The 13,669-nt window shown below is 57.6% G+C and carries 10 protein-coding genes; 3 read left to right on the plus strand and 7 right to left on the minus strand.

The window, feature by feature from the left end; translation table 11 throughout:
- The first annotated feature begins 116 nt into the window (after nucleotides 1-116).
- Nucleotides 117-1,703 (plus strand): sensor histidine kinase, encoded by a 1,587-nt coding sequence (locus tag ACYVGU_RS03830; protein ID WP_460620970.1) that lies wholly within the window; start codon nucleotides 117-119, stop codon nucleotides 1,701-1,703.
- Between the two features lie 64 nt (nucleotides 1,704-1,767).
- Here ACYVGU_RS03830 and ACYVGU_RS03835 read toward each other — a convergent pair whose 3' ends face one another.
- Entirely contained in the window at nucleotides 1,768-2,139 is a 372-nt protein-coding gene (locus tag ACYVGU_RS03835; RefSeq protein WP_460620971.1) for a DUF3592 domain-containing protein, read from the minus strand.
- Nucleotides 2,140-2,311: 172 nt separating this feature from the next.
- On the opposite strand from ACYVGU_RS03835, the gene ACYVGU_RS03840 reads away from it, so the two are divergent.
- Both ACYVGU_RS03840 and ACYVGU_RS03845 read left to right on the plus strand, forming a co-directional pair.
- Entirely contained in the window at nucleotides 2,312-2,752 is a 441-nt protein-coding gene (locus tag ACYVGU_RS03840; protein WP_460620972.1) for a DUF3060 domain-containing protein, read from the plus strand.
- 117 nt (nucleotides 2,753-2,869) lie between these two features.
- On the plus strand, nucleotides 2,870-3,175 hold the full coding sequence (locus ACYVGU_RS03845; protein ID WP_460620973.1) for an antibiotic biosynthesis monooxygenase: 306 nt from the start codon (nucleotides 2,870-2,872) through the stop codon (nucleotides 3,173-3,175).
- A 68-nt stretch (nucleotides 3,176-3,243) separates the two neighbouring features.
- On the opposite strand, the gene ACYVGU_RS03850 is transcribed toward ACYVGU_RS03845, so the two are convergent.
- The 6 genes from ACYVGU_RS03850 to ACYVGU_RS03875 all read right to left on the minus strand — a co-directional run bounded on the left by ACYVGU_RS03850 (nucleotide 3,244) and on the right by ACYVGU_RS03875 (nucleotide 13,642).
- Nucleotides 3,244-3,780 carry a pyridoxamine 5'-phosphate oxidase family protein gene (locus ACYVGU_RS03850; RefSeq protein ID WP_460620974.1) on the minus strand — a complete coding sequence of 179 codons (537 nt, stop codon included), beginning with the start codon at nucleotides 3,778-3,780 and terminating at the stop codon, nucleotides 3,244-3,246.
- A 37-nt stretch (nucleotides 3,781-3,817) separates the two neighbouring features.
- Complete coding sequence (locus ACYVGU_RS03855) at nucleotides 3,818-5,089, minus strand: hypothetical protein (RefSeq protein ID WP_460620975.1); 1,272 nt, start codon at nucleotides 5,087-5,089, stop codon at nucleotides 3,818-3,820.
- Between the two features lie 152 nt (nucleotides 5,090-5,241).
- Nucleotides 5,242-10,146, minus strand: coding sequence for a DNA repair ATPase (locus ACYVGU_RS03860; RefSeq protein WP_460620976.1), 4,905 nt, complete (start codon nucleotides 10,144-10,146; stop codon nucleotides 5,242-5,244).
- 39 nt (nucleotides 10,147-10,185) lie between these two features.
- A complete protein-coding gene (locus tag ACYVGU_RS03865) occupies nucleotides 10,186-10,608 on the minus strand; it encodes an endonuclease domain-containing protein (protein WP_460620977.1) in 423 nt (140 codons plus the stop codon).
- Nucleotides 10,609-10,789: 181 nt separating this feature from the next.
- On the minus strand, nucleotides 10,790-12,964 hold the full coding sequence (locus ACYVGU_RS03870) for a flotillin family protein (RefSeq protein WP_460620978.1): 2,175 nt from the start codon (nucleotides 12,962-12,964) through the stop codon (nucleotides 10,790-10,792).
- A gap of 276 nt (nucleotides 12,965-13,240) precedes the next feature.
- Nucleotides 13,241-13,642: a PH domain-containing protein gene (locus tag ACYVGU_RS03875; RefSeq protein ID WP_460620979.1), complete on the minus strand. Its 402-nt coding sequence runs from the start codon at nucleotides 13,640-13,642 to the stop codon at nucleotides 13,241-13,243.
- Between the last annotated feature and the right edge of the window lie 27 nt (nucleotides 13,643-13,669).

Below are 13,669 nucleotides of genomic sequence, written 5' to 3' on the forward strand. Positions count from 1 at the left end.
AGGAGAAACAGAAGGCTCAACGGTAATGCAATGTGGAGCGACGAGGCGCTGAGTGCGATTGGCTACATTTCCGCTAGCTACGTTAAACTTCCTTTTCGGTCTTCTATTCCGTTGTTATGGACCTTAGTGCGGCCCCGCCTCAGCACTTGCAGGCCTTGGAAACAGTGCCCGATTCTTACTTGGTTGTGTCGCCGGAGTTGTTCATTCTTACGGCCAGCAATGCCTATCTGGTCAATACCCTCACGCGCCGCGAGCAACTGGTAGGCCGGTACATCTTCGATGCCTTTCCCGACAACCCCGCCGTGCCCGAGGCGAATGCCGTGCGCAACCTGCGGGCCTCTTTGGAGCAGGTTCTGGCTACGGGCCAGCCGCATCAGATGCCCCTGCAGCACTACGATGTGCCCGACCGCGAGCAGCCTGGCCGCTTTGTAGAACGCTACTGGCAAGTGCTGAATACGCCCGTATTTACTGCCGATAACCGCCTACAGTACATCATCCATAGCATTGTTAACGTGACGGAGGCGGTGCACACGCGCAAGGCCCTTCACCTAAGCCAACATCGGGAACACGATGCGCTGGCCGAAGCCGAGCGGGAGCGGCAGCGTCTAAGCCACTTGGTGCTGCAGGCCCCAGCCGCCATCTGCATTCTGCAGGGTCCCGACATGGTTTTTGAGCTGGTAAACCCGGGGTATCAGCAGCTATTTCCCGACCGGAAGTTGCTAGGCAAGCCTCTGCTAGAAGCCGTGCCTGAGTTTCGGGATACGCGTGTGTGGGAGCAGCTGCAGGAGGTTTTCCGCACGGGCCAGACCCATGAGGAGCAAGGCCTGTGCATCCCGTTGGTGCGTACGGCCAAGGCGGGGCTGGAAGACTCGTATTTCAACTATACGTTTCAGGCCCGCTACAACGACTCCCGGCAGGTAGATGCCGTGTATGTATTTGCCTTCGAGGTGACGGAGCAAGTGCGCGACCGGCAGCAGGTGCTGGCGCTCAACCGGGAGCTAGACCAGGCCAACCAGCAGCTTACCCGCGTCAATGCTGACCTGGATAGCTTCGTGTACATGGCCGCCCACGATCTGAAAGGACCCATTAACAACCTGGAGGGCCTAGTAGAAGCCTTGCGCGACACGCTGCCAGGCCAGCAGCTCGCCGAAACAGGAACGCTGCTGAACATGATGGAAGATGCCGTAAAGCGCTTTCAGCGGACGCTAGTCCAGCTCAATGATGTGCTGCAGCTACACCATGCCTACGACCCCACTGCTCCGCCAGTAGAACTGGCTACTATAGTAGATGACCTCCGCCAGGATCTGCTTCCGGCCCTGCAGCAAACCGGCGGCACCTTGGAGGTAGATGCTGCTGCCTGCCCCTTGGTAGCAATGCCAGCCAAAAGCCTGCGCTCCTTGCTGTACAATCTGCTCAGCAACGCCATCAAGTACCGCCACCCCGACCGGCCTCCCCATGTGCGCCTCAACTGCCACACCCAAGATGGGTTTTGGCACCTCACCGTGCAAGACAATGGCCTAGGCCTAACTGCCAGCCAACAGGCCTCCTTGTTTGCGTTGTTTCGCCGCTTCCACAACCACGGGGAGGGCTCTGGCCTAGGCCTCTATACCGTCAAGAAAATAGTGGAAAACCTGGGTGGCCGAGTGGAGGTGCAAAGTGAGCTGGGAGTAGGCTCCACGTTCTCAGTATACGTTCCGAGCTAAAATCATTCTCTAAAAGGCAGTAGGGCCTACTCCTAGGGCTAGGGGCAAGTTGTTACAAGAGGGTTCAGGAGAAATAGACGTACGTCCCACCTATTAAGAAACCAGCTCCTCCTACCAGGAAAATATACGGTATAAGCCACTGCTGGAAGGTGTTCAAAACGAAGTCCTCAGGGTCGGCTGGGTTGTAGTATAAACTAACCTGTTCGCCTATTTTATTGAACTGACGGTAAGCACTGATTGGCGGCTTTACGATAACCGTAGTAGTATCCCGGGTTGTGTATTCCACAATAGGCCCATAGTCATGTCCCACTACCACGCCGGTGGTCAGCAACCCCGTTTTCTCCAGCCGCCGCCGTTGGCGCCACAGGTGCTGGCCCCACCAGAACAGCGCCACCCCTCCGACAAGCGTAATCAGGTATTCAACCGGTGATTTCATGGTAGAGTAATGTACCAATTACACCTTGTTTTTTACTCGTAGCAGGAAAACAAAGTGCCCTGGAAGCTGACAGGGTGGGTTATTTTATCTGAAATGAGCAAGGGAGTGGCCGCTAGCCATATACCGCAGCCGATTACCTTAGGGCAGGTTTTACCCTATCAACTATTGAAATATGCGCAGTAAAAGCATCCTTGTTCTGCTAGTAGCTACAGCAGCCAGCCTGAATGCCTGCTCGTCGGGCGAGAGCCGCTCCGAGGTATCTGATACCGTTCCGCCTAGCACCGGAAACGCTTCACAGCCTATCAACACTGCTGCAGAAACCAACCATGCTACCACTGCGCCGTCCGCCGAGGATGTGGTCATGAACGGCAGCAGCCTGGTGCAAACTCAGGCCCTACGTGGCCAGAATGTTGAGGTAACCGGCGACGGTAATACGGCCACGTTCACGGGCCACAGCCAGGAGTTCAGCATCACAGGCAGCGACAATGTAGTCGTGCTGGAAAACGTGAAAGCCATTGAAGTAACTGGCGACAACAACAGCGTAACCTGGCGCGGCAGCACACCTACGGTTACCAACCTGGGTCAGCATAACGTAATCGAGCGGGCCAAATGAGTAGGGCGCTTTGTAGCCTGGGTTAGCACTGGCCTAGCGTAGAGTAGCGCCGACACTTTCGTGGCTGTTTGCGTAAGCTGGTTTGCTGAAGTTGCTTTTCATCCCTGCTTCCCCGCCATGGTTATCACCCGCATCTGGCACGGCATCACGACCGCCCACCAAGCCGATACGTATTTGCAGTACCTGCAGGAATCGGGTATTGCCGACTATAAAAATACGCCGGGTAATCTGGGCGTGCAGGTGTTGCGGCGGGTAGAGGGCGAGTTCTGCCACTTCTGGACGGTAACGCGCTGGGACAGCTACGAGAGCATCAAGCGCTTTGCCGGCGAGCAGTACGAGCAGGCTCGCTACTACCCCGAGGATGCGCACTACCTAGTAGAGTTCGAGCCCACCGTGCTGCACTGCGAAACCTTCGAGTTCTAGGCCAGGGATGAACCCCTTAGCGCCTTGCTTCACCGGGTTTCCGCCGAGGCGCACAGAGGTGGCCTAGCCTAGATACCGGTGGGCTTGCCGTCGATGCTGCGGGCGTTGCGGTTGTGCCAGTACTGCTCCACCTGGTCGGGACCGCGCTGTTCCATGTAATCGTTTAGCTCGTCGCGCTCGGCCCGGTAGTCGAAAAAGGGCACGGCCATACTACAGGAGGTTTGCACCAGATCTACATCAACCACCACTATCTGCCGGGAGCCGGGCAACGGTGGGAACAGCGGCAGCAGTTCGGCCCACTCCGCGTCGCGGGGGTGGTACACGGTAGCGGTGCCGTAGAGGCGCAGGATGTTGGGCTTGCCCTCGAAGGCGCACCACATCAGGGTAATGCGGTTTACCTCCAGTAGGTGGGCAGCAGTTTCGTTGCCGCTGCCGGTCAGGTTCAACCAGGCAACGCGGTTGGCATCGAGCACGCGCAGGGTATCCTGGCCCTTGGGCGAGATATTGACGCGCCCATCCGCGGCGGCCGTACCCACGAAGAACACATGCTGCTGCTCGATAAAGGCCTGGATGTCGACGCTGATGGCGGGGTATTGCTTGCCCATGTGGAAAGTGGAATTTAGCAGGTGAGCAAGGTAGACGTTACCTTAATGGAAAGTCCTCGCCTTCATTGACCCACCCATTCATGTTTACACGCAGGCGGTATTTACCAGTATAGCCAAACCAACCTAATAGCACCAGTTCTAAATGCCATAGGCCTAACTGCGATACTTCATACATGACTAGCGCGTTGCTCAATAATGCCTTCTCCGCAGAATCATTAGTGCTATGCGCAATCTTGTTACGCACGCTCACCAATACAGAGGGGCCATCAACTACTCCACTAGGCCCCTTATTCCAATTTGTAAAAGGTGGTTCAGTTAGCAGCGCAGTTAACCGAGCTAGTTCTGCTGGTACCGCTGAGCTAACGGTTGGAACCGTCAATGCCAGCAAATTTCGTACACGATGTTCTGCTTTACCCTTGACTTTGTGCCCTAGCAAGGGAGGCAATGCGCCTCCTAATAGTTCTAGTGCTACCTGAGTAAGAACAATGCGGCTATCCGATACGAGCTTATCTGACAAGGCTTCAACATACCAAGAAATTGATAATCTTAATAAGTCAGGTGCCGTGCTGTAACGCGCAATAAACAGAGGAAAAAGTAAGCTAATATGGTCGGCACTCTTACGGCCTTTGGGGTTAGCCCAAGAATGCACCTGCGTCCAGCTATCCAAACGACTGTGGGTAGGAGTCAACATCTGTGGCTGATCACCCTCACTTCCTAGAACCCACCATAGTATTGGCTGACTCCAGCGTCCAGCAACAAATGTTAAGAAAAAGCTGAGGCGTTCCATGAAGGCTTGCGCTTCCTCAAGACTGAAAACCTCGCCAGAAGTCCGACAGAGCCGACCAACATGTGTTATAGCGTACCCTCCAACTGCATCAAGTTTCTTAATCATTGCAGTTGTTTCTGGCAAGCTGTCTAACGTGACCTGCCACCCATCAGCAACCATTTCCATGCGGCCAGAATACCAACCATCCTGACTTGGGCGAGCAATAACGCTTCCATGATAATCAGGGAAATTTGGGACGTGGAAATAAAGCTCCTTTAATTGGCACAAGAATGAGGGGCGAAACATGCCGCTTGTGCGTCCTTCAATAATTACCCTGTTGTCAGTTTTAAAACCTGTTGGTAGAAAATTTATAGGCTCAAATTCTTGAATTTGTAGACGTATATCTGATGACAAGAACGCGTCGTGCGCATCATGAAAATTAGTCAGTTGTACTTCCGCGAAAACAACAGGCGAGATTCGCCAACGCCACTGAACAATTCCTTGTCCAATCATTGGCTCCTTGTCAGCTTGGGTTATTTTCATATCCCCTTGGTATAATGTAATTGGGGAGTTAGGTTCTGGCGTCCGGAATAATGGTTGCAGTCCTATCGGAGCCGAGGCGGGAGCCATGAGTTGTGGTTTAGGTGCGCGTAGAATGGTAATATCTTACCGATAGAAGGAATTCATGAGGTCAGTTAAGAAGAACGTTTCAACACCTCCCGAATCCCACTTAAGCCACCGGCAATGTTTTCCAGCTTGTCCAGCATCTGCAGGAGCTGGCCGGCGCCGGAGTTGCGGAGGTTGTCAAGGTAGGTTTGCTTGATTTGCTGCCAGCGGGCGGCTTGCTCGGGCGTGAGCCAGTCGAGCAGTTCGCGCAGCTTGAGCAGGTTGGCTTCGGTGGCGCTGGTCAGGGTTTGGGCTTCGCTTTCGTAGTGGGCGGCCAGGAGCTGCTCTATTTCCTGGTCGTTCATCACGGGGCGCACTTTCTCGGCCAGCTTGTTCATGTTGCGGTAGGAGCCCTGCAGCTTGAACGGCGGCTCGGTGCGGTAGGCGTCGGCCTGGGCGGCGCTGGCAATGTAGGCCGCATTCACGCGGGCCACCACGTCGCGCAGGCGCAGCAGCTTTTGCAGCACGGCCACGTACTCGTTCAGCTCCTCGGGCGTGTGGTTGCCTTCGAAGCTGAGGCCGTCCTGCTGCCCGGTTTCGGCGAGGCGGATGAGGGCGGGCACGTCCTGGGGGCTTTGGGTGGCGAGGCGGCCTAGGGCCGAGTTGCTGGTGAGGGCGTTTTCGAGGTAGGAAAGGCGGAAGGCTTCCTCGGAGCCGGCCGTGAGAATGTCGCCGAGGTTGTAGATGTCGGCGCGGTTGGCCAGCATGTCGGGCAGCTGGAACACGTCGCCGCTTTCGGTGTAGGGGTTGCCGGCCATCACCACCGCCACCTTGCGGCCGCGGAAGTCGTAGGTGCGGGCGCGGCCCTCGTACACGCCCTCAATCTTGCGCTGGGCGTCGCAGAGCGAGATAAACTTCTGCAGAAACTCGGGGTTGCAGTGCTGGATGTCGTCCACGTAAATCATCACGTTGTCGCCCATCTCGAAGGCCAGGTTCAGCTTCTCCAGCTCCTGCCGCGCCCCGGCGTTGGGGGCCTGGGCGGGGTCGACGCTGGTGACGGCGTGCCCGATGGCCGGCCCGTTGATCTTCATGAAGATGAGGCCCAGTCGGTTGGCCACGTACTCCATGAGCGTGGTTTTGCCGTAGCCGGGCGGCGAGATGAGCAGGAGCAGACCCATCAGGTCGGTGCGCTTGCCCTCGCCCGCCGTCCCGATCTGCTTGGCCAGGTTGGCCCCGATGATGGGCAAATACACCTGGTCGATGAGGCGGTTTCGCACGAAGGACGTGAGTACGCGGGGGCGGAAATCTTCCAGGCGCATATCCTCGGCGGCCCGGGCCAGCAGCTGCTTCTTTACCTCCTGAAACGCCTCGTACTGGGCCACCGTGGCGCGGTCGTAGTGCAGCAGGCGGCGGCGGAAGTCGGGGAAATTGAGCTGGTAGGTACGGTCGTCGGCTAAGCGCGAGTGAGTGCCCTGGAAGTCGGCCAGCGTTTCGCGCAAAGGCGTGTGCACCACGCGCGCCGAATCGTAGGAGCCAGTGAGCAGGAGCACAGCGCACTCGTTGCAGAAATCGGAGAGGGTAGCCGCGGCTGGCGATTGGCGCAGGTAGGCCTGCAGCCACTGCCGAATCAGGGGGAGCTGGGCGGCGGGCTGGTCCTGTAGGCCAGTCACCGACTGCTGAAACAATTCCGTGGCCTGGCGCTCCTGCAGCTGCTTCTGGAACTGCTGGTACAGCTCGGCGGCTTCGGCAGCAATGATGAAGGTGCCGGTGTGGGTTAGCTCGTGGAAGAGATATTCGCCGGCTTCCGCTACCTGGCCTAGGGTGAACAAGCCGGTCTGCTCGGCGAAGTGGTTTACGGCCGTTTGCAGCTCGGTTTTGAGCTTGTCGAACTCCTGCGAATCGGGGAAGACCTGGAGCAGCACCCCGATGCCCAGCAGCTGCCGCTCCCAGTGAGCGCGCTGGTCGGGGTCGGCGAAGCGCATCCAGTAAAGGGCCGCGGCGGCGCGGGTATCGGCGGGGTAGCGAAGCAGGTCGGCGGTGCGGGTGAGGCGCACCAGGGCCGTGAGCAGCAAGGCCGCGTCGTGGTCGTGCACGCCTTTGAGGTAGCCTTCCTGGTAGCGCGCCGCCATAAACTGCTGCACGTAGGCCAGTAGCTCGGCAGAGCTGAAGTGGCCTAGCTCGGTTACCGACAGCACGGCTGCGCGGCCAGCTTCGGGGTTGGCCGGCGCGGGGTGCTGAGCCGCCTGCAGAATGCGCCAGGCCAGAAATTCGGCCCGGTACACGTCCTGGTTTTCCGACAGCACGGTCTGCTCCCAGACTGGCCTAGAAGCCAGCAGGGCGGGGTCAGTTATCTTCTGGAAGAAGTTGGTGCCGGTGAGGTGGTAGTGCAGGTCACTGTCGCGCAGCACCACGGTCAGCTCCAGGGGCTGGGTGTTGACGGTGAAAGCATGGGGGCCGAACTTGAGGGTCTGGCCGCCATCAGCGAAGAGGTCGGCCCTGTCGCGGAGCTGTCGCACGGCGTCTTCGCGCAGAGTTTTCAGCCGGCTCTGCACATCATCTGATTTCACCGAGTCGCCGAGGTTGAGCAGCTCCTGGGCCGTCTGGCGCACCTTCTCTACCATCACGTCGGCGGCAAAGTACCCGTTGATATCGGCCACCGATTCTAGGCGGGTGAGGCGGCTTTGCACCGCTTTCAGCAGCCGCTCGGCGCTTTGTAGCAGGGCCGTGGCGCGCTGGTTGCGGGCGGCTACCAGGGCTACTTTCTTGGCCTCGAAGGCTTCCACCACCTGCTCGCGGCGGCTGGTGAGCTGCTCGATAAACTGGTCGAAGTCGGGAAACTTGCCTTCCAGCTCTTCGAGCTGCACCATGAGCTTGGTCAGGTACTCGTCGCACTTGGCGGGGGTGTCGGCCAGATCGAGGTAGTTGGTGAGAGCCTGTTCCAGCAGCTTGAGCTGGGCGGTAAATTCGGCCTGGGCCTCAGTGCCGGCCAGGGCCTGCCGCCGCCGCTTCAGGGCCGCCCGAATCTGGTTGAAGCGGGCGTACACCGTCGAGATGTTGTCGATGATGGCCGTGGTCTGGGTGGGGTCGGGGATGGGCAGGTTGCTCACTACCTCAATCAGTAGCTCCAGCTCCTGAGCTACGGCGGTGGCTTCCTGCTCGCGCTGGTCGGCCTCCACGGTTTTCTGCACCAGCTCTACGCCGTCGGCAATGGCCTGCACGCGCTGGGAGTAGGGCGCCAGGGCATCGGGCCGGAGCAGGAAGTCCACGGTTTGCAGGGCCACTTCCTTGCTCAGCTCCTCTAGTCCAGTGGCATACTGCTCCACCGCTGGCAGCTCCACGTAGCGCAGCTCATTCAGCGAAATGACCTCGCCCCGCACCCCGCGCAACTCACCCAGCAGCTGGACAAACTCCGTAACGGTATCGGGGGCCGAGCGGCGGATGCGGCCGGTCAGCTCGTCGGCTTTCTGGAACACGGCTGCCGTTTGCTGGGCGGTATTCTTGCGGATGCTCTGCACCTTCTCAAATTCCTCCACGGCCGCCGTGGCCGTCTGCCGGATTTCGCCCAGGGGCTCGGCTAGGGTCTGAGCAGCCGGCTCGCGTAGCCAGTGATAAGCGTCGGTGAGGGCGGTGGTCTGGCGGATCAGGTCGAGGTAGAGGCCGGCGTAGGAGTCGTCCTTGCTGGTCAGCGTCAGGACTTCCTGCACCTCGCTCATGGCCCGCACAATCTCCTTGTTGCCCAGCTTGTAGAGGTAGGAATCGGAGGTGACAGGTAGCTGGAAATCGGGCGCAGTGTAGGGCGTCTGCCAGATCTGCACGGCGTGGTGCTTCTTGGGCTCGTCGTCGGCCCGGAAGTAGCACAGCTCCCCGTTGGTAAATAGGGCGTAGCCGTGGCACACAATAGGGTTGTCGACGCGCTGGGCAATGCGGTTGTAGCTCAGCAGCAGGTAGGTGCCGTGGTCCTTGTTGAAGAACACATACAGAAAATCCTCCCCGTTCGGCGACACCACGCGCTTTTCAAACAGCATCTCGCGCAGGCCGTTATCGAAGAGCTTGTTGTCGCCGGTTTGCAGGTAGAAGCCGTGTGGAAAAATCAGACCTTGCCCGTCGGGTAGCAGCACGCAGGCATCGGCCAGAGCATCGAGGCGCTGGGCAGTTTTGAGCTTGTGGTTGAAGATGAAGTAGCGGTAGGTTTGTTCCTGGTAGGGCCTGATCTTGAGCAGAATCAGGTTGCCGACCATCGCGTAATAGATTTCCGAGTCGTCCAGGGTCTGGTCCTTGTCGTCGACCGGCTCGCTCAGAATGCCCTGCCCGGTGCTAGTGTTGTCCTCAACTTTGATGGTCAGATCCCCGCCCACCGTTTCCACGAACACCTTGTCCTCGATGCTGATGTGGGGGTGCTTGCCGCCGCGCTGCATGTCGCGGGTGGCGCGCTTCCACTGGAACTCGTGCTGGGGCGGGAAGGTGTACTCATGGTCGGAGCGGTTGTCAATGTAGGCCAGTGCTTCGCCTTGGATGAGCCACTTAAACGTCTTCACATCCGAAGCACTCTTGCCCACCCGAAACACCATAAACAAGTGGTGCCCAATAACGGCGAACTTCACGAACTGAGTGTTCTTATAGTAGCGGTACAAGTTGCGGAACTCCTCCAGAAACTGCGGGCGCTCCAGCAGCTCCAGCCCCAACGGCCGGAAGTCATGCTCAGCGTACTCGTACACCCCAAACACGTCGGCCAAATCCGGCTCCGCCTTGAGCCCCAGTACCACGTTGTATCCAAAAATAAACCGCTGCCCCACCGGCACCATGTCCCAGGGCACGCAGTTGTTTTCGGTGGTAATGCGGCCAGTGCCCAGCAAGCGGGTATCCACGGCCCCAAACACCTGCTTACGCTCAGTATTCAGCTTGTCGAGGCGCTGGCGCAAGTCAGTGCTGCTCTTGAGCAGGCGGTTGCGCAGGATTTCGTAGGTGCCGGTTTCGAGTTGGGTAATTTGCTCCATAAGAGTAGCGCTTGCCAGAGCTAGCGCTAAGGCTAGAAACTAGTTTCCCTCCTCAGATGAGGAGGGGCTAGGGGTGGTTGATGATGATAGAACGGTACTCTGAAAAGCAGCTTCAATAGCAGCTAATACACTCTCTATATGTTGCACAACTAACTTATTCTCAAACCGCAGCACTTTCAGACCTAGACCACCTACGTAAGCATCCCGCTCCACATCCTGCGCCTCACCGCTAGCCGTGAAGTGCCCGGCTCCATCTAGTTCTACCACCAGCTTTTCAGCCGAGCAGTAGAAATCCACGATGTATGGGCCAATGCCATGCTGGCGGCGAAACTTGCGGCCGGCTAGCTGGCTACGCTGGAGGGCTTTCCAGAGGAGAGCTTCGGCAGGCGTGAGGTTGCTGCGTAAAGTGCGGCGAATAGGTTTCTGATAGCCTAGATTATGGATATGCTTAGTATCGGGCATAGATATAGGGTCATAAGTCTAGTTCCCCTCCTCAGATGAGGAGGGGCTAGGGGTGGTTGACTAATCGTTGAACAGGTAGTAGAACCTAGTTCTAATAGTTGTTCTGGTGTTTCAACCACCCCCAACCCCTCCTCATCTGAGGAGTGGAGCTAGTATTTAACTCTATCTAGGGAGACTTACCTTACTTCAGCTCTAGCATCTTCGCCGGCTTATCCCCGATACCCAGGGCTGTGGCCGTGCTGGCCAGCTCCGTGATGGTGTTGCGGGTGGTTTCGTCGCCTGCTTTGTGCATCATCTTCAGCAGCAGGGCCGAGACGCTGAGGTTTTTCACTTCTTCAGCTGAGAAACCGAACTGGTCCACGAAGCGGCGCAGGTTGGTTTTGAAGTCGCCACCGCCATTGCCGTCTATAGAGAAGAAGGCGTCTTTCACGGTGCCTAGCACTTCGCTGTTGTGCACGGTGCGGTCTACCATTTTGCCTTTGGTGATAGAGCCAATGATCTGGTCGAAGAACATCGTTTCGCCGCCCACGATGTCGATTTTGGCGGCTTTGAGGGCCTCGCCGATAACCTCGGCCTGCGAGGCGGCAATATCCTTCTGGATGTTGATCTGAGCCAGCTCCACCGACTTGTCCTTGTCGAGGCGCAGCTTGAACTCCTCATGGTCTTTACCTACGCCGTCGAGCTTCTTCATGGCGTCGGCCTTGGCTTCGATGCCCTTGGCTTCTACCGCAAACTTCTGCTCCGATACGGCGGCTTCGGATAGGCCTTTCTTCTGGTCGGCGTCGGCGCGGGCCTCGATAATGGAGGCATCGGCGAGGCCTTTTTCGCGGCTGATTTTGGCAGCTACTAGGCCTAGCTTCTCGTCGGCTTCGGCTTGGGCGCCGGCTTTCGACTGGATGGCCTGGGCCTCGGCGGCGGCAGTGAGCTGGAGCACGTTGGCCTCGGTTTCGCCTTCTTTCTGGCGGGCAGTGGCTTTGGCCTGCATCACTTGTGCTTCGGCCAGGCCTACTGCGGTGGCTTTGCTGGCTTCGGCTTCGGCCAGAATTCGGATAGCCTGACCTTTGAACTCGGCGCTGGCTTTTTCAGCTTCGGCATCAATGAGGGCTTGCTTGGCGCGGTATTCAGCCCCTTGTTTCTCCATTTCGGCGGTGCCCACGAAGTTGATTGTGGCTGTGTCGTTTTGCTGCTGAGCGGCCGTTACGGCTACTAGCTTTTCACGGTCGGCTTGGGCTTGGGCGCGGGTGTCCTTGATTTTTTCTTCTTCCTGAACGGTGGCTTTTTCGACCACAATTCGCTCGCGGATGATGGTCTGGATGTTCTTCTTCTCTTCTTCCAGGGCCTTTTCCTTCTCAATCTGGGCTAGCGCCACAATCCGCTCCCGCTCGTTGGCTTCCAGGGCTTTGGCCTGGGCCACGCGCTCGGTCTCCACGGCGTCGGTACGCTGCTTGTTGCGCTCGGCAACTAGTACCTGCCGGTCGCGGTTCTGCTCGGCAATGCCAACTTCTTCCTCGGTAGTAATGCGGGCTTTTTCGCCTTTCAGACGCTCTTCCTGCAATACCTTCTCGGTTTCAGCTTGCTCGCGGGCTTTGATGTTGGCGATTTCGCGCTTCTGCTTTTCCTGGTTTTCGATGAGCTGCTTATCGAGCTGCAGAATAGTTTCCTGAGCTTCCACGTCCTGCTTCTTGATGGTTTTCTGCATCTCGCGGGCAATGGAGTTGGCCTGAATCTTCTGCTCCGAGGTCAGGGCCACAATCTTCTTGATGCCCTCGGCGTCGAGGATATTATCCTGGTTGAGTGAGGTAAGCGGAGTTTGCTCGAGGTAGTCAATGGCGCAGTCATCGAGGACGTAGCCGTTGAGGTCGGTGCCGATGATGCGCAGAATTTCCTGCTTGAACTGCTCGCGGGAGTTGTAGAGCTCAATGAAATCAAACTGCTTGCCTACGGTTTTCAGGGCTTCCGAGAACTTAGCGTCGAAGAGGTTTTCGAGAGCCGTAGGGTCGGAGGCACGGCGGCAGCCGATGCTCTGGGCTACCTGCACCACGTCGTCGTGGGTTTTATTGACGCGCACAAAGAAGTTCACCTTCACATCGGCGCGCAGGTTGTCTTTGCAGACCAAGCCCTCGGAGCCAGCCCGCGAAATCACCATGTTTTTAAGGGTGATGTCCATGACCTCCAGCTTGTGCAGCACAGGCACCACAAAAATACCGCTGAACGACACCTTCGTGTCGCCGAGGCCGGTGCGCACGAGGGCTTCGCCTTGCACGGCTTTCTGGTACATTCTGACCACTATGGCAATAAAGCCCAGCAGCAGCACGGCAATGACGATAATCACCGCCAAGGAAAGTTGTTCCAACATGGAAGTAGGGAGTAGGAGTAGGGAAATAGTTTCAGGAGTAGGGCGCCCATTTGGGCGCCGGTTGATGCAATAGGGTATGCCGGGGCCTGTCTGCGCCGGGTTTCAGCCACGGGCAGGGGTAGTAAGAGGGTAGCGAGTTAGAAAGTGTAAGCAGGCCGCGGGCAGATTGCTCACGGAAACAGCCATTCGGCCAGCCAGGCGAAAAAGTCAGCCAGCAGGCCATCCATCAGTAGGCTGCCTAACCAGTGCCAGAAGGTTTTGAGGGTACCCAGCAAATCAATCATGACGAATAACAGGATTAAGCTGTAGCAGCGCGGCCAGGAACCCCGCTTTGTCGGCGGGCGAAACCAATACAGAATCAGAGTTGCCGTAGCGAATTTCCAGTCGGTCGAGCGACAGGGCCGGGGAACTGAGGGGGTTGTGGGTTGGATAGATGCTAGTGATATGGTGCACTGGCAGGCGCTTGCGTAGCGGGCCAGATGTAATCAGCAATTCATCGGCGGTAATAGTATAAGCGGTAGTCACCAGTAGATAGATGATAAAGCAGGCTGTCAGGAGCACCACTAGGCTTGCCGTCCAGCGCTGCTGAACCAAAGATAGAAGTAAAAAGAACCCGATGGTACCTAAAACTGGTCCAAACATCCACCAGCTGATTTTCGACTTAAATACCTGATTCATAACGGTAGGCTTGAGCGTAATAGTGGG

This window comes from Hymenobacter tenuis (assembly GCF_054780495.1).